Here is a 25,311-nt window from a genome sequence, read left to right on the forward strand (position 1 = left end):
TCAATATTAAATTCTTTATTAATTTTAATATTAATTTATAATTAAAATATTATTAATAACTAAACTAAATTTAAGGAGAGAATTATGGCATTTAAGAAATCACAAATAACCAACAATATTGTTCGTAAAATTGGTAAAATAGGTGGCTTAACAAGTAGTGGCTATACAAAAGAATTAAATCTTGTTTCTTGAAATAACGGAGAACCAAAATACGATATTCGTGATTGAAGCGAAGACTACGCACGTTCAAGCAAGGGTATTACACTATCAGTAGAAGAATTAAAAACTCTAAAAGCTATTCTAGACGAAGAAGTTAAAAATCTTTAATTTTATATTGCTATAATCAAAAATTTAACCTTTACCAAGGTTCTTTTTGTTTTAATTGAGGAACATTTATGATAATAAAAGCACAGAAAAAAGATATCAAAGAAATTAAAGATTTTTTAAATATTGATTCTGATAAAAATTTCTTTTTTATTGGCGATATTGACGCCTATGGAATTGAGTCGAAAGTACACAAAACACTGATAAAAGTTGAACAAAATAAGATTATTGCTGTTTTGTTAATTTTCAATCAAACATTGTTATTTTTTGACCCATATTCAAAATTACAATGAGAAGAAATCAATGAAATTATTGTTGAAAATAATTTGAAAAACATCAATATTTCAGACACAATGTTTGAAAAAATAGCTTTTAATTTAACAAACAAAAACAAATATACAATTCACAAACAAATGATAGCGAAACTAGAACACAAAACAAACATAGACACATCTGGAGTAATTAAGGCCGAGTTTGTTGATGTCTCTCAAATTGTGGAATCTCGAATGAAAATTAAAGAATTCGGCGATTTCACTAACAATCATCAACAAGAATTGGAATTATACATAGAGTCGTTTAAGGCAGGTATTTCAAACCCTTTTATTATCAAAGATAATAATATGGTTGTGAGTTGTGCTTTAATTTCTATCAATGCAGACAATAAAAGTTTTATCGGTGGAGTCTATACACTAAACGAATATCGGAATCAAGGTTTAGGATCAAAAGTGGTTGCAAAACTATCAAATTGAATAATTGATCAAGGTAAAATTCCTATGCTTTTTTATCATAATCCAAGTGCTGGCAAAATATATCGTTCATTAGGCTTTAAAGAAATTGGCAGTTTATACACAGTTGTAATAAATAATTAAGGAGTACAATGTTTAATTTTTTAGAAAATAGAATTCAAAAATCAATTCAGAAAATGAATAAAAAAACAATAGTTAACGAAGAGGATATTTTAGAAGTAACTAGAGACATTAAAATGGCTTTACTAGAGGCCGACGTTAACTTAAAAGTTGTTAAAGAATTTATCAAGAACGTTAAAGAAAAAGCATTGGAATCGAGATTAGTCGGTTCATTGAATGCTTCACAACAAATGATTAAAATTGTTCATGCCGAATTGCAAGAAATTTTAGGTGGTGACGTCAAAGAAATTAAAATCGACAAAAAACCTTTCATTATCATGATGACGGGTTTGCAAGGTTCTGGTAAAACAACAGCAGCTGCTAAAATTGCTTATTTTTTAAGAAAGAAAAATTATATTAATAAACCTTTGTTAGTTGCTGCTGATATTTATAGACCTGCTGCCGTGCAACAATTAGTAACTTTAGCAAAAAGTATTCAAGTTGATTATTTTGAAAAAGAAACTCAAATTAGTGCACAAGATATTGTTTCACAAGCTATTGAGCACGCTGATAAAAATAAAAATGACTTAATAATCATCGATACCGCCGGTCGTCTTTCAATCGATGAGGAATTAATGAATGAGCTTGTTGATTTAAAGGCTATTGCAAAACCTAGCGAAATTTTCTTTGTTGCTGATGCCTTGAGTGGTCAAGACATTATTAATGTTGCTACCACATTCGACGAAAAATTAAAATTGAGCGGGTGCATTATTACCAAATTAGACTCTGATGCCCGTGGTGGTGCAGCCTTGAGTTTAACAAAAGTGTTGAACTTACCAATAAGATTTATTGGTACAGGTGAAAAAATTTCAAATTTAGACTTATTCTATCCAGATAGAATGGCAGATCGTATTTTAGGAATGGGTGATGTCTTAAGTTTAATTGAAAAAGCAGAAGAAGTTTATGATCCAAAAGATGCCAATAATATGGTGGCGAAATTACTAAAAGGCAATTTCACACTTGATGATTTAATGAATAACCTAGCACAGATGAAAAAACTAGGTAAAATGAAATCAATTTTAAAAATGATACCTGGTTTGGCAAACAAAATTAGTGAAGAAAAAATTGAAGAAGCAGAAGTCAAAATGCGCTCGTATGAAATTCTTATTTCTTCAATGACTAAGAAAGAACGTCAAAATCCAAAGTTACTGAAACAAGCTTCACGCAAAGCTAGAATTATTTCAGGTAGCGGTAGAAGTGCCTTTGAATATAACCGTTTAATTAATGATTTCGAATCTATGTCAAAAAATATGGGCGAAATGGCTAAAAAAATTAAAAGTGGAAATCTATCAGATTTATCAAAACTAGGATTTGGTGGAGGATTTGGTGGTTTTTAAAATACCAGAATTCTTTCGCTGACAAGGCGATAATAAATCATTTTACTTCGAAGGAATATCGTTAATCATATTTAACGTACTCTTTGCCTTAACTGTTTTATCAATGATATTTCTATGGTTATTTAAAAAGCCAATATCACGTTGATTTAACAATAAAAATAAACATTTGATTATTTTATCAAAAGTTCAATTATTCAGATTAATCGGATCAATAACACTTGTTTTTATGTTTCTGCGTTCTGTATTGCTCATAATTTCCCATTTCCCAACACAATGAGAAGCACTGCCGTTCCATCTATGTAGATTCATGTTATTGTTGAGTGCTTTATGCCTTGTATTTAACAAAGTAGATTATGTTAAATATTTCGGACACGTGGCAATAATTGGTGCTTTAATCGCATTGTCTAAACCTGATCTTAATTTTGAAAACGGAATAGTTCCGTTTCGCACTGGTTTAGACTCATATTATTTTTATGATTACATCCTTATACACTCGTTTTTAATACTATTAACCTCAGCTTTATATATAGTTTCCAATCCAAGATTTAAGGCTAAAGATATTTTATATGCTGTAATTTTCTTCTTTTCTACAACAATCATAATTTTTTCAATAAATTGATTGACCAGTGTTTATGCAAATGATTCGTGAAAAACAAATTATTTCTATTTAGGAAAAGACGAAATAAACTCACAAAAAGATATATTTGGACCATTATCAAAATGGCCTTACAATTTATTTAGCTGATCAATTTTAGGTACAATTGTTGCTACAATTTCAATATCATTTTGATTTTGACAAGATAGCTTTTATTTGGACAAAATCAATAAAAAATGAGTATTTGTTAAACAAAAATCAATGCTTTGAATTGAATTTAAAAACTCATTCAAAAGATAGTTAACACATCCTTACTGGATGTTTTTATATTAAAAATAGAAAAATTGAAAAGAGGGAAAATGAATGAAAAATTCAAAATTTATATAGATTTCGAAGCAATTACTTATAACTATCTTGTAAGAGTTATAAGAAACATACCCAGATATCAAGAACTTCCATATATTTTCACTTTAGGACTATACAGGGATAACCGTTTTATAACTATTACCAATAAAATTGACTTATCTATAATAACAGATGACAAAAGCCTTAATTTCGCAATAAATATTAATTTAAAAGAATTAATAATTGAAGCAGTACAAAAATTAACAAAAATAAAAGATTTGAGAATTAACGATGATACTGTTGAATTTATCGCGTGGGGTGTCAGCTTGGAAAACAAAATATTAACTCAATTATTTGGCATGAGAGCAACAAATTTACAGGGTAATTACGAATTTTCGCTCCATCACTTTATACCAACTGGTGTTTTTTGCGACAGTGAATTTGACTATATTAATTTCCCTGGATATTCACAGTATTTTTACGAAAATAAAAAATTAAAAATAAAACCTGATTTTGCTAAAGGTGCTTTGGCTTCAATTATTGGTGCTCTTGTTTTAGCCTCATCATCACAAAGCAATATTGTGAATACTAGATTAAAATTTCCCCTACCTGAAAAATTAATTAGCATAGCCTTAAACTCAATTTATGAGTACAATAAACAAGATGTTTTAAAAATGTTTTTCATTTTGCAAAACAGCGAAAAAAGCAATAACATTCACACAAAAATAATCAAATACAATAAAGAGAAAAATAAAATCAATTCAGAAATTAATACTCTCGAAAAAATTATCAAATTATTAAGTAAAACAATAGAAGGTCCTGATATCTTTGATGTAGGAAACATTCGAGATGATTTCAAAACAATTAAATATTTAATCAACACGAATAATATAAAAATCAATGAAAACTCTCAGTTATTTATTGAAAAAATCAATAAGTTAGAATCAATACTTGATTTTGATTTTAGGGGTGTAGAAACAATAATAAATGAGTTAAAAACCATTGCGAATAAGCTAGAAAAAAAATTCAACCACCTAAAGCATTATGTAATACCTGGGTTGGCTGATAATGAATATAAATAGGACGTTTAGTCCTTATTTTTTATCGAATATTAAAATAGGAAATAAAGCTAGCAAGCTAATTAATAAAATAATGAAAATAGAGATGGCAACAGCAGCAAAAATACGTTTTAAACGCGCTTTACCCACTTGTTGTGAGTATTGATCAGTAATTTTTTTTGCTTTTTGCAACACGTTGTGGCGGCTAAAATCATCCATTTTAGAAATTTCTTCATTGTTGATGTTATTTTTGACATTTAACTCAAGTGTTGTAGACATTAAATTTGTATCTTCCTGTGTATCTATTTTTTTATCATTCATACATTTATTGTATTACAAGCATTTTATAATCAAAATAAATTAAACGCACAAATCAACAAAATATTTTAAAAATATAATTAATATATTAAAATAAAAATAATTATTTAATTTAAAATTAATTTTCTATTAATAATTCAATAAAAATTATGGAGGTGATATGAACAATGTCAATATATTTGCTTTAGGTGGATTAGATGAAAATGGTAAAAATTGTTATATTTTTGAGTACAACAATAAAATATACGTAATCAACGCAGGTACAAAAGTTCCAATCAATTCAAAAAATGGGGTCGACACCTTAATCCCTAATTTTTCATATTTAGAAAAAAACAAAGATAGAATTGCTGGTGTGTTTATAAGCGATGTTAAAAATGAAACATTCTCCGCCTTACCTTGACTTTTAATGCATATTCCTGATTTGAATATCTACACTTCTTCATTCAATAAGATCATGATTACTGAGCGACTTTCAAAATACAAAATAATGAACAAGAACTTCAAAATTCACACTATTTCGAAAATGACAAAATTTAATGACATTTTTGTTCAACCTATCGAGCTAGCAGGTTCAATGCCTGGCCACATCGGTTTTGATTTTATTACTCCAAGTGGCGACTATTTATTCATGTTTAACTTTGTTGAAGGCGATCTTGGAATTTACGGAAAATTGAATTTTGATACATTACAAAACGCTTTCAAAAAAAGACAGTTAGTTGCCTTAGTTGTTGATTCAGGTAGAGCGAATTACTCTGGTAAAGCTGTTGAGAAAATAAATTTACCTGATTCGCTTCGTGATGTGTTTATGGCTGCAAATCCTAATGAAAGAATAATTATTGGAGCATACGATGAGGAAATGGTAGCTATTCACCAAATTCTTGACATGGCTTATGAGACAAAAAGACCAATCGTTACTTACGGAAAAACATATTGACAGTTATTCAACTTAATGAAAAAAGAGCATCCAGAATTGCCTTTACCTGAATTAATTGATTATAAATCAGTCAATAAAGTTGATAACGCAGTTGTATTAGTTACTGGTGCTATTGAACGTTTATACTCAAGATTCTTAAGAATAACTGATAATAATGATGTTTTCTTGAGTCTTAAACGCACTGATAATGTTATTATGATTGCTCCTCCTGTTGCCGGATTGGAAAGTATTGCCGCAGTCGCTTTAGATGATATTGCACGTATTACACCTAAAATTTCTGATGTTACAGGAAAAGAATTTTACAGACATCGTCCTGCTCGTCAAGATTTAGTAGATTTAGCTAAAAAATTAAAACCAAAATACGTAATACCTGTTCAAGGTTTATATCGTTATTTATCTGAAGCTGCAAAGTCAATTAGTACTGAGGCAAAAATAAAACCACAAAATTGTTTATTATTACAAAATGGAAAAGTTGCTCATTTTATCAACGGTAAACTTTCAAGCACTAAAGGCAAAATAAAAGGCGTAGGTGACGTTATTATCGATGGATTCGGAATCGGCGATATCAGTACTGAAGTTATTGCTGAACGTGAGATTTTAGGTCGTGACGGGGCTATAATTATCACTTCAACATTCAATCCAACAACCAAAAAATTAACTGGTAAATTACAAATAAATATGATTGGTTCAATATCAAAAGACGATAAAAAAGACGCAGAACAATTGATAATTTTAACACTAGCAAACCTAATTGATACTGAAGAATTCGATGGCTTAAAAGATTTCCAAAATCGTTCAAGACACGTCATAAGAAAAAAAATATTTAAAACATTCAATAAAGAGCCAATGATTATTGTTTCACTTAACCAAAACTAATTATTAGTATATAATTACTATAGACATTTATTTAACTTAATCTTATAAAAGTTATAGGAGATTTATGAAGACACTAAAGATATCAACAGTAATTTCATGACTTATTACTGTTGGACTTGTTATAGGTATCATCGTGGTTATTAACTACTATCAAAATTTATACGCAGGTGTAAATGAAAGTGGTGAAGCACAAAAAGAAGCATATAAAATGTTGAGTGCAGGTTCAAACTATTTTGGTTACACATTACTATCCCTAATAGTTGTGTTTACAATAATTAGTTCAGTACTATCAAACATTTGATACAAAAACAAAGACAGAAAACTTTCTCACGATATTAACCGTGATGTGACTGAAGTTTCAAAATTATTTGACTTCTCAAAATCAAAATTTTAATCAAAAAAATACTCAATTAATTTGAGTATTTTTTAATTTAAATTTCAACAGAAATTAATTTTTGAGAGAGTTTCTAAATTTTTTGGGTAAACAATTGTCTTTTTTAATGATATCAACATAATAATGAATCAACTTGGGGTTAAAAAAATATTTTTTCTCATTTTTCTTTTCAATTGCTTGCTCTAAACCAGCATAAATTAATTTTTTTAAGCTATCAGGATAGTTAAAATCAATTGCGTTTTGTTTGAATTCTTCTCTATCAACCACAAGCAATTCTCTACGAGGATAACACTTAATATCTAAGTCAAAATCAATAAATTTGATTGTGTTGTCTTCGTAAATTGGTTTTGAAGCGAGATTCACATAAATATAGTTGCTATTTTTTTCTAGCATAACAAGAGCGTTATAATTCTCTTTTTTGGGTAAGAACCAAATTACAGGAACATTGTAAACTCATGAATTTTTGTATTTTTCACCGACTTTAGTTCGATAAAGAAATAGGACAAAATGATCTTCTGTATTTCGAATCACTTTAGCACCATTTCATTGTCGATATAAAGTACCATCATATTTGTATGCCTGCACATTAACGATTGCCCCTAAAAGTGGAAAAACTATCTCCCTTTTTTTTATTATAGGCATAATACTCCTCAATTATTAGTGCAGCAATTCTGCTCATTATTGAACGTTAGCAAAAAGCTATCTTCAATATTCAAATTATAAATTAATTTGCTTATATGTGGCCAAAATTATGCTTGATATTAACAAAAAATATAAAAACGTATCCAAAAATAAGCAAAAAAGTTAATACTTTTATTGAAAAAAGTATTTATTTCAATAAAAAAATATAATTATCCATAGATTTTGCTTTTTTACATTAAAATTTAAATACTATGGGATTTTTTAAATTTTTAAAAGAAAAAATTTTCGGTCGTAAAAAAGATAAAGTCACCGAAAAAGAACAACAAATTGAACAACAAGAACAACAGCAATTACTTGAATCCAAAAAACTAGAAAAATATTCAACTGGTTTAGCTAGTGCTTCGAGTCTAGGACGTAAAATATTTAATTTACAAAATAAATACAAAAAAATTAATGAAGAGTTTTTTGACGAATTAGAAGAAATATTGATTATGTCAGACATTAGTGCTCAACTTGTTTATGCAATTATAACTCACCTAAAAAATGAGGTTAGGGTTCGTAATTTAACAGATTCAAAAGAAATTGGTGAATTAACTGCCGATCAAATGTTTGTTATTTACACAAACAAAAGTATTATTGACACAACACTAAATTACGAAGATGATAGATTAAATATTTTTGTCTTTGTTGGGGTTAACGGCTCAGGTAAAACAACATCAGTGGCTAAAATTGCTCATAAATACATAAAAATGGGTAAAAAAGTATTGATAGCTGCTGCTGATACATTTAGAGCAGGGGCTGTTAGTCAACTAGAGGTATGAGCTGGTAGAGTTGGTGCCGATATAGTGAAACCGGCCAAAGAAGGAGCTGATCCAGCATCTGTTGTTTTTGATGCATTAAAAAAAGCCAAAGAAGAAAATTATGATTTATTATTGATCGACACAGCCGGTAGATTACAAAATAAAATCAATTTAATGCGTGAACTTGAAAAGATATACACAATTATTGCAAAATTCCAAGAGAACGCTCCTCATGAATGTTTGCTAGTTTTAGATGCTACAACAGGACAAAACGGCGTGAGTCAAGCACGTCACTTCAAAGAAGTGACAAACCCAACTGGCATTATTTTGACAAAAATGGATGGGACTAGCAAGGGTGGTATTGTTCTTTCAATTAAAGATGAGTTTGATTTAAATGTTAAATTTATAGGTTTAGGTGAAGGTTTAGATGATTTAGAAGAATTCGACCTAGATAAATTCATTTACACGATGACTAAAGAATTAGTGGAGGCAAGTGAAATTGAAAATAAATAACATTGAAGAAAGAGAACATTATATTGGTTTATACGAAAAGTACCAAAACCTGTTAACTCAAACACAAAAACAAGCATTTAGATTGTATTTTTACGAAAATTTAAGTTATCAAGAGATTGCAGATATTACAGCAACTACACGCACAGCTGCTTATGATAGTGTCAAAAAAGCACTTAAAAAATTAACAAAAATTGGCGAAAGTGTTGCTTAAATTAAATTAATTATTGAAAATAATGGGTGTTTTTATAGAAATTTTGAATTTTTAAACATAAAAACGCATATTTAATAAAAAAATACTTATTAAAATCTCTTTTATATATATAATTAAAAAAGATTTTATACTATGATATAGTAATTAGACGTAAGTCTATTTTAAACACATATAAGTGTGCAATAAATTTATAGGAGAAAAAATGGCAAGAGAAGGATTTATTTTTCAATGTACTGTATGTAAAATGGAAAATTACATCAGCAAAAAAAACAAAAAAAATCACCCTGAAAAAGTGGAATTAAATAAATTTTGTGGCAAATGTGGTAAACACTCATTACACAAAGAGAAAAAATAATAATTAATTCAGTGTTAACTGAATTTTTTTATTAATTTTGCGTAAAAAAACAGTCTTTTATGACTGTTAAATTATCTAAATCATGGTTGATATAAGATGAAACATAGAGCAACATTCCCTAAAATTAACGAGAACATTGGGGCTTTTTTAGTGTATAAATACAGTGAGACTACAATACCTAATGGTATGTAGATATACGAAACAATTTGTCTTCATCCTTTAAATAAAAATTTATAAACACCACTATTGTAATTTAAAGCTGCGTAATTTTTAACTGATTTGTTGAAAACTACTTGTGGTGCTATCAGACCAATAAATAATTGAATTGCTAAGGCAACAATGATTGCCGTAACAACAGGGTTCATAACTTTCAGTAATTGTTTAAAGTATGTTGATTTATCAAATTTATCTGAATATTTAAGTGCAAGTTTCATCATTAAAATGGCAGGAACTGTAAAAGCTAGAAATGTTAAAAACATCGCAACTATTCCAACTCAAATATTGTCTGTTACTAAGTAACCAGTTATTGCTGCAAATTTAGGACTTAAAATCCCTGGTGTTGAGTTTGAAATAGCAAATATATTACTCATTTGTTCTGACGTTATATTGACATTGAATCAACTGCTAAGTGAGTTTCACAATCATGTAAAAATTGGCATAAATATTTGACCGCCACCAAAAACCGATAGTGAAATCAAAGCGATCAAAGGAATTGAAACTAATAATGGAATAAACATTATTTAGCACCATCCTTTCCTTTTTTCTTGTTAGTAATATTTTTGCGTTTTTTTATAAAAAATACAGTAGTGAATATTGCAATTATCAATACCATTATTGCCACTGGCACATTTCATGGTGTTGGGATAAATAGTGAAAATGCAAATGTTGAAATGAATAAAATCAATCATAAACTTATACGTGATTCTTTTATTCCTTTGCGAAAGTAATTTCATGCAAAACCGATTAAACTACCAACTATCGCAACTAAAACACCGGTTTGAATAATCATTAAATAACGCTTATCTAATTTATTAACTAAAAATATTAAACAAACGGCTAAAACAACATGAGGAATTGAGGCTAAAACAACCACAATAGTTCCTTTTCAAAAGCCAAGCGCTTTAATAGCAACATAAGACAAAGCCTGAATTGCCATAGGCCCTGGTAACATGTTTGTTATCACAACATTTTTATCAAACTCCTCATTATCCAATCATTCATATTTGTCAACTACATATCTTTTAATTACCGGCATGAGTGCATTACCACCACCAAAGCCGATAAAAGTAACCATGAGAATTAATACGAACACATTCCAAAATGTCGGTTTTTTCTTTTTATTTTTTATCATTTTTACCTCTAAAATAATCTTATTTGATCAGTGTCATCTAAAGTTCCAAAAACACCTAACTCTTTCATTTTTTCTGTTAATGTTTTATTCACTTTTGCTCGATTTGTAAAATCTTGAACTGATGTATATGGTTTTTCATTACGAGCCGTAATAATTGAATCAGCGACAGCTTTACCAAGACCATCTAATGCACTAAACGGTGGGATTAAGCAATTATTTTCTTCATCTATCAATCATTCTTGTGATAGTGATTTTTCAATGTCAATATTGGAAATATATAATCCTCTGGCATATAATTCTCTCGTTATTTCAAGAATAGGCATAATAATTTTTTCTTTATTTTCTAATTCATTTTTATTTTTTGCTTCCAAAGCAGTTAATTTATTGTGGGCCTTTTTACCGTGTTTAACATCTATCATTCCCTCAATATCTAACGCATTAGCATGCGTTGCGTAATATGCCGCATAAAACGCTAGTGGTTTATTGATTTTAAACCACGCTATTCATCATGCCATCAACACATACGCAACAGCGTGTGCTTTAGGGAACATGTACTTAATCTTTTTCATACTTTCGATTTGTCACGTTGGCACTTTGTACTCAATCAATTTATTTTCTTCTTCTTCGGTTAAACCTTTACCTTTACGTACTTTTTCCATAATATCGAAAGCATACCGGTTAGGAACACCTTCTTTCCTTAAAGTTGCTAATATATCATCACGACATGAAAAAATATCTGGTAAAGTAAAGCCCTGCGACATAATTAAATCTTGGTTATTGCCCAATCACACGCTTTCACCGTGACTTAGACCCGAAATAGAAACAAGATCAGCAAACGACTTCGGCTGAGCCTGTGCCAACATTTGCCGTACGAATTTGGTACCAAATTCTGGCAGTCCAATTGCTCCAGTTTCTTCATAACCTATATCACTAGGCTCAATGCCTAATGGTTTGGTTGATGTGAAAACTTCAATTAATTTTTCATCTTTTTTCGGCAGTGATGAAATCTTAATTCCTGTGTATTTTTCTAACATTTTAATAATAGTAGGATTATCGTGTCCAAGTAGATCTAATTTTAAAACGTTATCGTGGATTGCCTTATATTCAAAGTGCGTTGTCAATCAAGTTGAATCTGTATCATCGGCTGGATAATTGACTGGAGTAAAATCAAAAACATCATACTCAGTCGGAATAATTATTATACCACCTGGATGCTGACCAGTTGTTCTTTTAACACCTTCGATTTTTTGTGCTAAAAAGGAAGCAAACGAATCAGAATATTTTTTTTCAGTTTCTTCAAGAAAACTCTTTACATAGCCATAACCGGTTTTAAAAGCAATTGTTGAAATAGTACCAGCTCTTAATGTGTGCGTTTCACCAAATAATCTTTTTGTTTCATTGTGAACTTCACCTTGAAATTCACCCGAAAAGTTTAAGTCAATATCTGGAACCTTATCAGCTTCGAAACCTAAAAATGTTTCGAAAGCAATCGAATGCCCGTCTTTGTTCATATTCACATTGCATTTAGGACATAATCTATCCGGCAAATCATAGCAAGAAGTAATTGAGTCAATATTGGCTAATTCAAAATGTTTACACTGGTCACAAACATAATGCGGATCTAGTGGGTTAACTTCCGAAATATCACTTAAAGTCGCCACTAGCGAAGAACCAACCGACCCACGACTACCAACAACGTAGCCTTCATCAAGCGATTTTTTTACCAATCTGTGTGAAATTCAGTATATAACGTCAAAACCATATTTGATGATTGGTGTCAATTCAGCTTCAATTCTCTCTTTAATTAAAGATGGTAAATTTTCGCCGTATTTTTTATGAGCATTCTCATAAACAAGATTACGCAATTTCGTTTTAGAATCATCAAAATTCGGCGTGTATAGTTTGTCTTTAATTACTTGTACATCTTCAATCATATTTGCAATTTTTTGAGTATTTTTGACGACTACTTCATTGATTAAGTCTTGATCATCTAAAAACGAAAACTGCTCTATCATTTCATCAGTTGTTAAAAAATGTTGATTAGGAATAGTCAATATTTTATCTCTTGCTCTTGAATAATTGTATAGATAGTGTCTTGAGCCGCCAATTCCTTTGGCATAAACTAGAATTTCAAATGCTTTTTTATCCATTAAATCTAGATATCTAACATCTCCAGTTGCTACAGGAATTTTGCCAAATTCTTTAGCCGTGATAATAATTTCTTTTAAAGAAGAATGAAGTTGTTCTTTTGTAATGAAATCCATATCAATTCAGTGTTGAAAACACTGCGGTGGCGGTATTTCAATATAATCGTAACGCAATATTTCATTCAAAAATTCTTCATTATTTGAGTAAAAATAATCATCAAGCAACTTAGATCTTAAAGTTCCCGAGCCAATCAATAAATCATTATCTTTTTTAACATCTTCAAAGTAGGTTTTTGGTCCGTAACTATAATTTGTTGTTAAACAATCACTTACCATTTTGAATTGCTTTTTCAATCCTTGTTGATTCTTAACTAAAGTACTGATTGTATAAGGAAAACGATCCCTAAATTTTTGTTCAGGTTCATAATTGTATAAATCTTCAAAAGTGAAAACACCATTAACACCCATTCTGTGCATCATTTCGACTCAAACATCTGCCAAAACTTTAGCATCATAGTCTGCACGGTGGGCTACGTTAGGGTTATAATCAACACCTAAATTATTCGCTAAATCACCTAATGAGTGTTTTTTACGTTCAGGAAATATCAATCTAGAAACTATCAATGTGTCAATAACAGTAACATTAGGGAATGGCATATTATGGATTCTAAATTGTTCTTTAATAAAATTAAAGTCAAATTTTGCGTTGTGAGCAAGTGCAATTTTGCCGTCTAAATCATTGTAAATTCTTTGCAACGCTTCACGATAGTCAATAGCTTTCGTGTCAATATCACGCTGTGTAATCCCTGTCAACGATGTAGTAAAAGGCTTGATTTTTTCTTTAGGTTTAATTAAAAATTGCGTTGGTTTAGGGTCAGTTTTTTCAATAGCTATTGAGTATGAACCATACTCAATTAACTCATGAAAACGAGGGCTTAAACCAGTTGTTTCAATATCAAACGAAATAAAAACTTGGTCATTGATTTTACCCTTAGGTACTGAACCTAAAAATATTTTAGGTCTTTTAAAATATGTTGAATAAGAGGCTCCGTATATCGCCTTAACATTGGATTTTTTAGCCGCTTGATAAAAACGTGGATATCCTTGCACCGCATCTAAATCAGAAATAGCGACTGCTGGCATTTCAAATTTTTGAGCTCTTTTGATAATTTCGTCGGGCTCAATTATTCCATCCATCGTATTTAATTTTGAAGAAACATGTAACTCAACACGTTTTTCATTTTTATCAGATTCATCTTTACTAATTGAATAAGAAGGTTGAGTTAGTTCATAATTATCAATATAAATGAATCACTCAGGCTTACCATATGCTTGAATAGCAGTTGTACCCCTAATTGCTATTCATTTGCCTTTAACAAAATCATTACTTATTATTGACTCATCTAACGGTTCATTTCTAAATCATTTGGCACTAATGGCGTCGTTATAATCACATATTGACAGAGAATAGATAAATTTTCCGTTTTTGGTTTCTAATAATTCGTATTCAAAAATTTCCCCGACTATTTCAACATCACTTTTTTCAGGAAAAGTGTTTATTTCATTAATTTTAGTTTGCTGGTATTTTTTTTGCGATCAACGTTTGGTAAATTTAGATTTAGAACTGCCCGAAGAGTGTGAATTATTTGTTTTTTTATTGAGTTCAATTTGTTTAATCATACGATTGAATTCTTCAATCTCTTCTTTTTTATATTCAACATTAGCCCTAAATTCGTATTCATGGGCGCTAACTGGAACATACTTTATATCGATTTCTAGTAATTTATATCCGTAAAGTTTCAATTGTTCAACAAAATGCATTAATTTTGGTTTTAGATGATTAAATTCATTTTCATCATTAACAATAAATTCAAACTTATTGTTATCTTTATTTAACATTAATTTGTGAAATTTAGATTTTCTCAAATCTGAGTATTTTGGCGATTTATTCAATAAATATTCAATAAAATTAACAATATTTTCTTGTTTATATTGCAAAATATCAAATTGATAATGTGGCATTATACGATAATGTGCATTATTTAATATTGATTTATGAAATTCGAAAAATTCATCAGTTACTATTTCATCATTAAAATTAAACCAAATTTCCAAAACATCACTTGTTTGGTCGTGTACATATCTTTCCACTTCGGTTTTTTGTAAACTTTGTGAAATTTGTAAATTCAATGAATTACACAATTTAATAAATCGTTTGTTATTTGTTGAACTCATAAACGCCTCCGTTGTAAACAATAAATTAACTAAAATACTGTTCTTTTAAAGTAAAAAGCCACATTAGTGGCTAGTTGTCGTAATTTGAAAAATAGTAAAAAATAAATTCATCAACCATTTCTTTACGACGTTTATAAAATGTTGTTTTAGAGCATAACGCTTCTCATCATTTTTTATCTTCGTTAGGAATTAAAAATAATTGTATTATTAACTCCTTATTTAACTTTGAAACACAAGTTAATACTCTTTGCATATTTTCACTAAAATAATTGAATAGTGAATCTTTTTTCTCATCCGATAAACGTGAAGGCCTCTTGATTGCATTGAGAGCGGCAAACTTTTTAGCTTTTGCATGTCCAAGTTCTAACTGAGCAATTTGCGAAACGACATTATAACGTTGCAAATTTGTTAAACCTTCGCTCATATCCAGACCTTGAATAAGTTTTTGAAACATAATTACCTCTCTGTTTCTAAGAAAAAAGTTAGTTAAGTTAAGTTTAACTAATATGCTCTAGCAAAGATAACGAAACGCTTAGTTTCTTTACGACAAATGATGCAAGGCATCGTTTTAAATGGTCTTTCCATTGTCTTAGGAATACAACGTGATGTTGCACCAGTTTCGTTTTTAATTAAGTCCTCAGCTTCGCTTTGACAACAGAATGGGGCAAGAACGAATTTTTGATTATTGATCTCAGTTTTAAATGCTTCGTAATCATCAACACGAGCTGTGTTTTCGTCCAATCTTCTTTTAGCATTGTTATATAAATTATTGTGAATATCTTTCAATAAAGTTTTAACAGTTTTCTTAACTTCATTTATAGGTAAAACTATTTTTTCTAGGGTGTCTCTACGCACGATTGTAACCAAATCATTTTCCAAATCACGTGGACCTACTTCGATTCTTAATGGTGTACCTTGAATCTCAGAATTAGATGCTTTAAATCCAGGATTTTTTTCAGAATTATCTAGTTTTACTCTATAAATTCTACCTAGCTCTTTTAATAATTTCTTAGCAACTTCCCCAACTCTAGGGCTTTTGTTTGCAAAAATTTCAATTATATCGATTTGGGTAGGGGCAATTCTTGGTGGAATAACAATTCCACGATTATCACCATGGGTCATAATAATTGCTCCCAACAAGCGAGTTGAAACACCTCATGATGTTTGATATGCATAATCTTTATTGTTGTTTTCGTCTTTAAAAATAATTTCAAATGGTTTAGAAAAATTTTGTGCCAAATAATGACTTGTTCCTGATTGTAATGCTCTACCGTCTTTCATCATTGCTTCAACTGTGTATGTTGAACATGCACCGGCAAATTTTTCTTTCGGTGTTTTTTTACCGACAATGACTGGGATAGCTAAATAATTTTTTAAGAACTTAGCATATAGCGAAATCATTGTTCTTGTAAGTTGTCTAGCTTCCATTGGGTTATTATGACAAGTGTGTCCTTCTTGTCATAAAAATTCTCTACTTCTTAAAAAAGGATTGGTTGTTTTTTCTCATCGAACAACATTGGCTCATTGGTTATAAACAATAGGAAGATCTTTGTATGATTCTATTGAATTTTTAAACAAGTCGGCAAATAAAACTTCAGATGTTGGACGAACAAAAACTTTTTCTTCAAGTTTTGATTCACCCACATGAGTAATAGTTGCTAGCTCGGGATTAAAACCTTCAATATGATCTTTTTCTCTTTGGAAAAGACGCTCAGGAATCAATAAAGGTAAATAAACATTTTTAACGCCCAAACGACCAAATTCTTCATTTAAATATCTTTGGATTAATTCTCAAATTCCGTAAGAATTTGGTTTGAAAACTAATGTGCCTTTTAATGGTCCGTAAGCTATTAAATTACCTTGCTTAACAACATCTGTATATCATTTAGCAAAGTCAGTTTCTTGTGGTGTAATTTTATCTAATTCTTTCATAATTTTCATTATACAATATTTTGCAAACACCGTATAAACATATAAAAAAAAGTGCTTTTTTAGCCTTTTTGCCCTGAAGCACTCTATTTTAATATTTTTTTTATTATTGATAATTTTGATTGAGTATACGGATGTTCACTCAATTTTGTCGAAAAATTTTTCCTTCTGTAAAAACTTACTGGATTTGAAAAATTTAAAAAACCTGCATAGCCGTGTGTTCTACCATTACCCGAGCTTCCGACTCCGCCGAATGGTAAATTTTCCGATACTAATTGAATCATTAAATCATTAATCACTAACGAACCTGTTTTGATGTTTTTAGATATAAAATCCATTTTCTTACTATCTTTTGTAAATAAATAAGTTGATAATGGTTGTGATCTAAGCGATATTTTGTTAACAACTTCATTAAAATAATCGTATCCAATGACCGGCAATAAAGGGCCGAAAATTTCTTGTTGCATTGCTTTGCTATCTCATTTTGAAACAAAAGCTTTAGGATAAATTTTTTGCATATCTTCAAAATGCTCAATATTTACATTATCAGGCAACAAATTTAGTATTCTATGATAATGAAGCGGAGAAATTATTTTTGGAAATTCACGCAAATCGCTCAAATGTGTTTCAACATATTTATTGCAATAATCAACGAATTTATCTGCTTTTCCTTTTTCAATTACTACATAGTCTGGTGCCACACAAGTTTGTCCTGAATTAATTAATTTTGCAGACATAATTTTCGAGGCACAATATTCTAAATCAATATCGTCGGCAATAATTACTGGACATTTACCACCTAATTCCAAAGTAATAGGTGTGTGGAATTTTGCAGCTTGTTGACTAACTAATGTTCCCACTCTTTCGGAACCAGTAAAGAAAATAAAATCAAAGCGATTTTTTAGCATTTCAATAATACCTTCGATACTTGAATTCATTACATAAACAAAATTTTTATCAAAATGATTATTCAATAATTCATTCAATAATTTTGTTGTATTTTCGCTCAATTCCGAAGTCTTAATAATAACTCTATTGCCTGCCGCAATCGCAGAAATCAAAGGCATCATAGTTAAGTAAAAAGGATAGTTTCATGGACTAATAATTAAACACAAACCTCTGGCTTGTTGAATTATTTTTGAATTACCAGAAAAAAGCAAAAACGGTGTTTTTACTCTTTTGGGTTTCATTCATTTTTTTAAATTCTTAATAGTCTTTCTTATTTCTCTGATAACTAAACCAATTTCACTAAAATATGATTCATTGGCATGTTTATTCAAATCTAAATAAAGTGACTTACTTATTTGTTCTTCATTCTCTCGTACAATTTTTAATAATTTCTTAAGCAATTCAATTCGTTGTTTGTATGTAACGAAAGGTTCATCAATACATTTTTGTACTAAAAAGGAATATTTTTTTGACTCAATATCTGTCATTTTTATGATCTCTCTTCAGGTCTAGAAAATACATAACGACCTGTTTCGGTGACTAAAACGTCGTCTTCGTTTCTTGCTCCTCCTAAACCTTCAATATAAATTCCAGGTTCAACAGTAATAACCATTCCAGGTTCAAGAGTATAGTCTTTTGCTTTTGAACTTACATATGGTAATTCATGTACATCAATCCCTAAACCGTGTCCAGTACCATGTACAAAGTATTGACCGTAGCCAGCTTTTTCAATATAATCACGACAAATTTTGTCTATTTCGCTTGCCTTGATCCCTGGTCTAACAGCATCTCTACCTGCTTTAGCTGCCGCTAAAACAATATCTAATATTTCTTGTGCTTTTGGATTGTTTGCTTGAACTTCTGCCCCGTCATTAGACAAAATAAATGTTCTTGTTATATCTGCTGAATAACCTTTGTATAAAGCACCAAAATCTATTTTTAATAAATCGCCAGCAACTAATTTTCTATCGGTTGGGTGGTGGTGTGGTTCGGCTGATGATGGTCCTGATGCAACTATTTCATCAAAGCTTTCTTTTTCCGCTCCGTTTAATTTCATTAAGTAATTTAATTTAGCTGCCACCTCTTTTTCAGTAAAACCAGGTTTAATTCATTGTTTCAATTGTTCTAATGATTTCAATGAAATATCGATTGATGCTTGCATAATTTTAATTTCTTCTTCAGATTTTAAAATTCTCAATTCTTGTCCTGAAATAAAAACTTCTTCTTTTGGTTTAATTAATTTTTGTAGATATTGTCAGGTTTCAATTTTTAAATAGTCTTTTTCAAAAGCCACTCTATTGTATTTTTTTTCTTCAAAAAATTCTTTCATTGAAGTTCCTGCTAATAAGTGTACAGTCACATTTTTTGCGTTGTTTCTTGCATACTCTATATATCTACCATCAACAAACAAATGAGCTTCGTCTTTTTCAATAATGACATAGCCGTCAGTTGTTTGAATTCCAGTTAGTCACAGTCTTGTTTGTTGAGCTTCTGAAACTAATGCGTCAACTTTGTGTTCTGCAAACATTTTTTCTAAATATTTTCTATTCATTTTTTACTCCTACCTAATACCCGAATTTCTTCAAGAATTTATCATTGTTAATTCATTTATCGGCAACTTTTACTTTTAAATGTAGTTGTACATGAGAATTAAATAAATTACTCATTCTTTTACGAGCATCTATACCGATTTGCTTAATCATTTGAGCATTTTTACCAATAACCATTCCTTTTTGTGAAGCTTTTTTTACAAAAATATTTGCTTCAATTATGATTTGGTCATTTTCATAATCTTCATTAAATTCATTAACCTCGACAGCAATAGAATGCGGCAACTCATCTCTTAATAACTTCATAGCTGATACACGAATTATTTCTTTAGCCATAAAGCGCATTGACTTATCAGTTATAAAGTCCTCGTCGTAATATGGTTCCCCTTCATAGGTATATTTTTTTAGTTCTTCAATCAACATTTTTATTGACTTATCATTGTCTGTTGAAACACTTAAAATATTTTCAAAGCCATGATCACGCAATTCTTTAATTTTGCTTGCTACTTCATCAGGTGATTTGGCTAAGTCCATTTTCGAAATTATTGCAATCTTATTAGTCTTATCTTTAATTTTTTCTAAAATATTCAAATCACCTGCACCGATCAACTCGTTTACAGGAGTTAAGAATAAAATACAATCAATGTCTTTCAATGAATCATAGGCATTTTTATTCAATGCTTCACCTAACTTATTTAAGGGTTTGTGAATCCCGGGGGTGTCAACAAAAACAATTTGACACCCTTCTTCGTTATAAATACCACTAATTTGATCTCTTGTTGTTTGTGGTATGTTCGATACGACAGCTAGTTCATAGTTCAAAATTTGGTTCAACAGCGATGATTTACCGACATTAGGTCTACCGATAATCGAAACAATACATACTTTCATTTTATTTAATTTGCTCACTTCTAATTGGCAGTGGAACAAGTTCAATTAGTTTGTATTTTTGCACTGTTTGCCCGTCACCACTATATAAATATACTGAAGCATTATCGTCCATGAATTCAGTCATAACTTGTCTACAACCAGCACAAGGCGAAATAACAGCAGCACCTGATGAAATTACATGAATTTCTTTAAATGTTCCAACTTTTGCACCGTTTGCTACTGAGCCAAATAAAGCTGATCTTTCAGCACATAGACCAGATGGAAAGGCTGCGTTTTCAACATTTACACCTGGTCATTCTCTTCCTTCTTCATCAATAGCTATAGCTGCGACCTTAAAATTAGATCAAGGGCTATAAGAAAATTTTAAATATGATTTTAGTTTATTTACATCCATAATTATTCCTCTCTCGTAATACCTAAGGGATTAAAAATATCATCAACCATTTTGTCCATTTCGATTTTTTCTTCTGGAATTTCGTGATCATAACCCATTAGATGAATTAGACCATGAGCAAATAGATAACAATATTCACGACGCAGTGAATGATTGTATTCCTGAGCTTGTTGTTCAACTTTCTCGTGGCTAATTACCAGCTCACCGATTGGTAAAATTGGTAAATCAGCGTAAATGTCATCATTACCAAAATCAAAAGACAAAATGTCAGTGGCATAATCTTTGCCACGATATTCTTTGTTTAATTCCTTAATTTTTTCATTATTTACAATTGAAACATCTAATATTATTGTCTTTTTTATACCGAAATAATCCTGTAAATTTTGCAGTATTTGTTTATATTCATTTTCAAAATTGAATGAATTGCCATTCTCTATATTAATATTAATTTCAATCATGATTTAATTATAATATTAAAAATTTATTTCTTATCTTAATATTAATTAAATGCAATAAGGGAGTCAATAAGTCTTACTTTATCGTAAATTAAAACTCCGTCAATAGTCGTGTTGGGAATTAATTTTACTTTGGGCGGAATAGTATAAAAAGTAACAAAAACATTGCTATTAATTGTGTTTATACCCGACACCTTTAATGTGTATATTTTTCCAGAGTAAGATATTGTAAGTTGTTTATTTTTTTCGATAAAGAATAATGATTTCTCGGGTGCTAGCAAAATCATTTTTTTTGTTAGGATCAATAATAAATTGAATTTTGATTGTTTTTTCTATATTCGAAATCAACAAAAAATACAATAAAAAGATTGAAAATAATAATATTAATGCAATACTGATTCAAAAATACTTATTGAGTTCTGTTAATCTTTTCAATGTCAATAACCTCCTCTTGTTTTAAGTATTTATGTGAATGACTCACTTCTATAAACATTGCATTTTTTTGATATTCAGTAATTTTTTGTTTAATTTGCTCAAAAATCTCTTTATCGATATTTTCAAATGCTTCATCCAATAAAATTAAATTGTATTTTTGAGTAAATAATTTAAGTAAAATTATGAATTGCCTTTGCCCTGATGAAAAATTAGTTGCGTTATTTTTCGAGTATAAATTTAATGTCAAATTCAATTTTTCCATCAACTCATCTAGCTGATATTTTTCAATGTTTTTATTGAATTCTTCAATCTTTTCATAATTTTTGAGTGTTAAAAAATCATAGATAGTTATATCCGGAATATACACGTTGTTATTGATTAAAATTGTGTTATTTATCATATGTTCATCATTAATGAATTTCAAATTATGGTTATTTATTAAAATATCGCCGGTTCAATCAGTAAAACGATAGTGTAATAAATTTAATAAAGTACTTTTGCCACTTCCGTTACCACCAACAATGACGCAACTTTTTTCAATATTAAGCTCATCTATATTCAATAAATCAACGCCGGTTTCATAGCCATATTTAATATTTTTTAACGCTATCGAATTTATTTTGTCAATTCGCAAGCCATCGTTGTTAGTTTTTTTATTCTTCAAGTTCAGCAGAAAATTAATCATAGAAATATGTTTTTCAACAATCGAATACATCATAACTAGAGATGTTAGACCACTAACCGGATGTATAAAAAACGACATAGCGCTCAGTATCATTGCCAACGAACCAAGGGACAATTTATTTTTAAAAATTAAAAATGTTGAAATAGTGGTGATTATTATAGAAACATTACTCAATAATAATTCTGAAAATAAGAATGAGTAATTTTCGTTGATTTTCAATTTGTATTCGCTTTGCTTAAAATTTATTAATGAATTTGTACGATTGATTTCAAGAAATCTTTTTTCAATGTCATTTTCGAAAGAATTAACTCCGTATACAGAGTCAAATTCAGATTGATTATATTGATGTGCTTTTTGTAAATGAGATAAATATTTTTTCTCTATAAACAAATGGAAAATGAAATTAATAATTGAAACGAATAAACTAATTATAAAAATTACACTGAATATTTCAATACTTATTCAGATCAATAAAACACTGCTAGCAACAATAGCAAATAAGTTCGAAAAGAATGAATAAACAAAATTTGCTTTATAGTTTGCTATTAAAGATATATAGCTTATGCGTTTAAAAATTTCATTTTTTGTCAATTTGCTCATCTCATTTATTGATAAGTTATTGAGTTTGGTGAAAATTGCTATTTTTAAATCAATTTCCATTTTATTGGTGATTTTTTTAACAATAAGATGTTTAATAAAATTGGTAATCACACGAAGCATATTCAATCAAATAAAAAGTGAAAATAATAAAAATAATGTTTTTTCTAGTCGGTTAGGCAAAATTGAATCAAAGACTATTTTGATAAAAAATGATGATACAAATGTAAATACAGTATTTATAATTGCACACAAAATTAAAACAAAATTGTATAAATTAAAATTAAATAATGCTTTGAATTTATTATCGATTTTTAAAACTGGCTCAGTGAGATTTGAATCGTGTTCTTTTTCAATAAAACAAATAACTCCTGTATAAATTTCTTTTAAATGCTCAAAATTAATCTTTACCGATGAGCCTACTCTTGAATCTTGCACTACAATGTGAGTTTTTTTAATTTTCTCAACTAATAAGTAGTGCGAGTAGCCGTTTTCATTAACAACAATAATTATTGGAAGGTCTTCTTTTTTTATTGAAATAAGTTGTTCAAAATCACATTTAAAGGCAGTTAAATTTATTCCTTGTTGATTTGCTAAATAATTCAGTGAAACTAAATTAATTCCTTCATCACTATAATTTGTGTTTAATTTCAAATATGATATATCAACATCTTGATGATTCATTTTTTTAAATAAATATTGCAAGATATGTAAGCCGCAATCTTTGGTGTCGTATTGTTTTGTTATTCTCATGTCAATAAAACAAAAAACGCTTTAATAATTCAAAAAAACGGAATTTATTATAAAAAGAAATCGTTTTTTAATAATAAATGACAAAAAAGTGTTATTTCGCATTATTTTTTTATCACTATAATAGTAATATAAATAAAAGGAGAAGATTATGAATAAAAAAATAGTACCAATAGCAAGCGACCATGCTGCTGTTGAATTAAAAAATAAATTAGTTGAATATGTAAGAAGTTTAGGATATGAAGTTGTTGATCTAGGCCCTGCTGATGATTCACAAAGAGTTTCTTATTCTTTACAAGGACACTTATTAGCAAACTATGTCAAAAAAAATGATAATGAGTTTGGTATTGGTTTATGTGGTACTGGTTTAGGTATTTCATACGCATTGAATCGCCACCATGAAATTAGAGCAGCTCGTGTAACATCAGTAGAAGATGCTAGACTAGCAAAACAACACAATAATGCTAATGTTTTAGTCTTTGGTGGAAGACAAGTATCATTTGAAGAAGCTAAAAAAATGGTGGATGAATATATAAAAACCCAATATGAAGGTGGAAGACACCAACAACGTATTGAAGATATCGAACACTTCGAAGATTAATTCCCGACATATTCATAAAAAGCAGTTGTACTGCTTTTTTTAATTAATTTTCTATAAAATACTGATAAATTTAGTAATTTTGCCGTAAAAACAGGCTAAAAATATTAAAAAAGTTTTTTTATTCTATTTTTCAAATCAAAAAGTAAATGATATAGCGAAAGGAGAAAAATGATACAAACAATAAACCAATACTACAATACACTTTCGCCGCAACAAAGGTATAACGCAGTGAAATCTCTTGCGATGCTAGACAAAGCTTACAAGAAAAATGAAGTTAAAAATAAATTGTTATTGAGTATTCAGAATAATAACAAAGCCAATTTTCCCGAATCAAAATTTCAAAGAACATTGGAACTTTTAAAGCCTGAAAGTGCTTTTATTATAAGAAATGAATTTAACGAAAATAATAATAGAGATTGATACGATTTGCATTTTTCAAAAACCACTTATTATAAAAATAGAAAAAAAGCAATAGAGGAGTTTTTGTATTTTTATCTTAACTGCTAATCCACAACCGCAAATCGTAGAAAAAAGAGATTTAAAAATTGATCCTTACGAATTTACTGTAAAGAAAGTCTCTTCCAATCCTAACGTAGACAAAAATAAAAAGAATGCGTAAAAAATTAGTGTGTAAAAAAGCTGCAACCTACTTGCAGCTTTTTTGATTTTAAAAAAAATTAGTAAATGAAAAGGAGGGAACAACCCCCCCCTGACAACTGAATATATTATACCACAA

At 29.3% G+C, this 25,311-nt stretch carries 26 protein-coding genes; 12 read left to right on the top strand and 14 right to left on the bottom strand.

Features of this window, described 5'->3' with window-relative positions:
* Nucleotides 1–84 precede the first annotated feature (84 nt).
* The 5 genes from NXS15_RS02350 to NXS15_RS02370 all read left to right on the top strand — a co-directional run bounded on the left by NXS15_RS02350 (nt 85) and on the right by NXS15_RS02370 (nt 4,588).
* Nucleotides 85–327: a YdbC family protein gene (locus NXS15_RS02350; protein ID WP_259290259.1), complete on the top strand. Its 243-nt coding sequence runs from the start codon at nt 85–87 to the stop codon at nt 325–327.
* A 68-nt stretch (nt 328–395) separates the two neighbouring features.
* Nucleotides 396–1,193 carry a GNAT family N-acetyltransferase gene (locus NXS15_RS02355; protein WP_259290260.1) on the top strand — a complete coding sequence of 266 codons (798 nt, stop codon included), beginning with the start codon at nt 396–398 and terminating at the stop codon, nt 1,191–1,193.
* A gap of 8 nt (nt 1,194–1,201) precedes the next feature.
* Nucleotides 1,202–2,566 carry a signal recognition particle protein gene (ffh, locus tag NXS15_RS02360; protein ID WP_259290261.1) on the top strand — a complete coding sequence of 455 codons (1,365 nt, stop codon included), beginning with the start codon at nt 1,202–1,204 and terminating at the stop codon, nt 2,564–2,566.
* Nucleotides 2,556–3,461: a YwaF family protein gene (locus NXS15_RS02365; protein ID WP_259290262.1), complete on the top strand. Its 906-nt coding sequence runs from the start codon at nt 2,556–2,558 to the stop codon at nt 3,459–3,461. The genes ffh and NXS15_RS02365 overlap by 11 nt, the downstream gene beginning before the upstream one ends.
* 59 nt (nt 3,462–3,520) lie before the next feature.
* A complete protein-coding gene (locus tag NXS15_RS02370; RefSeq protein WP_259290263.1) occupies nt 3,521–4,588 on the top strand; it encodes a hypothetical protein in 1,068 nt (355 codons plus the stop codon).
* A gap of 12 nt (nt 4,589–4,600) precedes the next feature.
* On the opposite strand, the gene NXS15_RS02375 is transcribed toward NXS15_RS02370, so the two are convergent.
* Nucleotides 4,601–4,885 carry a hypothetical protein gene (locus NXS15_RS02375; RefSeq protein WP_259290264.1) on the bottom strand — a complete coding sequence of 95 codons (285 nt, stop codon included), beginning with the start codon at nt 4,883–4,885 and terminating at the stop codon, nt 4,601–4,603.
* A gap of 157 nt (nt 4,886–5,042) precedes the next feature.
* Here NXS15_RS02375 and NXS15_RS02380 point away from each other — a divergent pair, with 157 nt between their 5' ends.
* Together NXS15_RS02380 and NXS15_RS02385 are read left to right on the top strand one after the other, a co-directional pair.
* Nucleotides 5,043–6,692: a ribonuclease J gene (locus NXS15_RS02380; RefSeq protein ID WP_259290265.1), complete on the top strand. Its 1,650-nt coding sequence runs from the start codon at nt 5,043–5,045 to the stop codon at nt 6,690–6,692.
* 64 nt (nt 6,693–6,756) lie between these two features.
* Nucleotides 6,757–7,086, top strand: a complete 330-nt coding sequence (locus NXS15_RS02385; protein WP_259290266.1) for a hypothetical protein — start codon at nt 6,757–6,759, stop codon at nt 7,084–7,086.
* Between the two features lie 54 nt (nt 7,087–7,140).
* Here NXS15_RS02385 and NXS15_RS02390 read toward each other — a convergent pair whose 3' ends face one another.
* Nucleotides 7,141–7,728 carry a DUF402 domain-containing protein gene (locus NXS15_RS02390; RefSeq protein WP_259290267.1) on the bottom strand — a complete coding sequence of 196 codons (588 nt, stop codon included), beginning with the start codon at nt 7,726–7,728 and terminating at the stop codon, nt 7,141–7,143.
* Nucleotides 7,729–7,979: 251 nt separating this feature from the next.
* Between NXS15_RS02390 and ftsY the strand changes: the two genes are divergently transcribed.
* The 3 genes from ftsY (at nt 7,980) to rpmG (ending at nt 9,607) form a co-directional block, all read left to right on the top strand.
* Nucleotides 7,980–9,041: a signal recognition particle-docking protein FtsY gene (gene ftsY, locus NXS15_RS02395; RefSeq protein WP_259290268.1), complete on the top strand. Its 1,062-nt coding sequence runs from the start codon at nt 7,980–7,982 to the stop codon at nt 9,039–9,041.
* Nucleotides 9,022–9,252 (top strand): sigma factor-like helix-turn-helix DNA-binding protein, encoded by a 231-nt coding sequence (locus NXS15_RS02400; RefSeq protein ID WP_259290269.1) that lies wholly within the window; start codon nt 9,022–9,024, stop codon nt 9,250–9,252. Before ftsY ends, NXS15_RS02400 begins: the two co-directional genes overlap by 20 nt.
* Nucleotides 9,253–9,454: 202 nt before the next feature.
* Nucleotides 9,455–9,607, top strand: coding sequence for a 50S ribosomal protein L33 (gene rpmG, locus NXS15_RS02405; protein ID WP_259290270.1), 153 nt, complete (start codon nt 9,455–9,457; stop codon nt 9,605–9,607).
* 71 nt (nt 9,608–9,678) lie between these two features.
* On the opposite strand, the gene NXS15_RS02410 is transcribed toward rpmG, so the two are convergent.
* The 12 genes from NXS15_RS02410 to NXS15_RS02460 form a co-directional block, all read right to left on the bottom strand.
* Complete coding sequence (locus NXS15_RS02410) at nt 9,679–10,344, bottom strand: chromate transporter (protein ID WP_259290271.1); 666 nt, start codon at nt 10,342–10,344, stop codon at nt 9,679–9,681.
* Entirely contained in the window at nt 10,344–10,958 is a 615-nt protein-coding gene (locus NXS15_RS02415) for a chromate transporter (protein ID WP_259290272.1), read from the bottom strand. The genes NXS15_RS02410 and NXS15_RS02415 overlap by 1 nt, the downstream gene beginning before the upstream one ends.
* Before the next feature lie 8 nt (nt 10,959–10,966).
* A complete protein-coding gene (locus NXS15_RS02420) occupies nt 10,967–15,340 on the bottom strand; it encodes a PolC-type DNA polymerase III (RefSeq protein WP_259290273.1) in 4,374 nt (1,457 codons plus the stop codon).
* Nucleotides 15,341–15,410: 70 nt separating this feature from the next.
* Nucleotides 15,411–15,794 (bottom strand): MG284/MPN403 family protein, encoded by a 384-nt coding sequence (locus tag NXS15_RS02425; RefSeq protein ID WP_259290274.1) that lies wholly within the window; start codon nt 15,792–15,794, stop codon nt 15,411–15,413.
* Nucleotides 15,795–15,841: 47 nt separating this feature from the next.
* Nucleotides 15,842–17,275 (bottom strand): proline--tRNA ligase, encoded by a 1,434-nt coding sequence (gene proS, locus NXS15_RS02430; protein ID WP_396888603.1) that lies wholly within the window; start codon nt 17,273–17,275, stop codon nt 15,842–15,844.
* Nucleotides 17,276–17,355: 80 nt separating this feature from the next.
* Entirely contained in the window at nt 17,356–18,705 is a 1,350-nt protein-coding gene (locus NXS15_RS02435; RefSeq protein WP_259290276.1) for an aldehyde dehydrogenase family protein, read from the bottom strand.
* A 2-nt stretch (nt 18,706–18,707) separates the two neighbouring features.
* The gene (locus NXS15_RS02440) at nt 18,708–19,769 is read right to left on the bottom strand and encodes an aminopeptidase P family protein (RefSeq protein ID WP_259290277.1); all 1,062 of its coding nucleotides are present in this window, start codon (nt 19,767–19,769) and stop codon (nt 18,708–18,710) included.
* 13 nt (nt 19,770–19,782) lie between these two features.
* Complete coding sequence (gene era / locus NXS15_RS02445) at nt 19,783–20,658, bottom strand: GTPase Era (protein WP_259290278.1); 876 nt, start codon at nt 20,656–20,658, stop codon at nt 19,783–19,785.
* A gap of 1 nt (nt 20,659) precedes the next feature.
* Nucleotides 20,660–21,052, bottom strand: coding sequence for a cytidine deaminase (cdd, locus tag NXS15_RS02450; RefSeq protein ID WP_259290279.1), 393 nt, complete (start codon nt 21,050–21,052; stop codon nt 20,660–20,662).
* Between the two features lie 2 nt (nt 21,053–21,054).
* Entirely contained in the window at nt 21,055–21,510 is a 456-nt protein-coding gene (ybeY, locus tag NXS15_RS02455) for an rRNA maturation RNase YbeY (RefSeq protein ID WP_259290280.1), read from the bottom strand.
* A gap of 41 nt (nt 21,511–21,551) precedes the next feature.
* Nucleotides 21,552–21,794, bottom strand: a complete 243-nt coding sequence (locus NXS15_RS03795) for an MAG1140 family protein (RefSeq protein ID WP_396888599.1) — start codon at nt 21,792–21,794, stop codon at nt 21,552–21,554.
* A gap of 122 nt (nt 21,795–21,916) precedes the next feature.
* Nucleotides 21,917–23,977 carry an Mbov_0121 family peptidase domain-containing ABC transporter gene (locus NXS15_RS02460; RefSeq protein WP_259290281.1) on the bottom strand — a complete coding sequence of 687 codons (2,061 nt, stop codon included), beginning with the start codon at nt 23,975–23,977 and terminating at the stop codon, nt 21,917–21,919.
* A 148-nt stretch (nt 23,978–24,125) separates the two neighbouring features.
* Here NXS15_RS02460 and NXS15_RS02465 point away from each other — a divergent pair, with 148 nt between their 5' ends.
* Nucleotides 24,126–24,575, top strand: a complete 450-nt coding sequence (locus tag NXS15_RS02465; RefSeq protein WP_259290282.1) for an RpiB/LacA/LacB family sugar-phosphate isomerase — start codon at nt 24,126–24,128, stop codon at nt 24,573–24,575.
* A 168-nt stretch (nt 24,576–24,743) separates the two neighbouring features.
* Entirely contained in the window at nt 24,744–25,082 is a 339-nt protein-coding gene (locus NXS15_RS02470; protein ID WP_259290283.1) for an MG284/MPN403 family protein, read from the top strand.
* Nucleotides 25,083–25,311 lie beyond the last annotated feature (229 nt).

Origin of the sequence: Mycoplasma sp. CSL7475-4, assembly GCF_024834065.1 — a bacterium.
GTDB lineage: Bacteria > Bacillota_I > Bacilli_A > Mycoplasmatales > Metamycoplasmataceae > Mycoplasmopsis.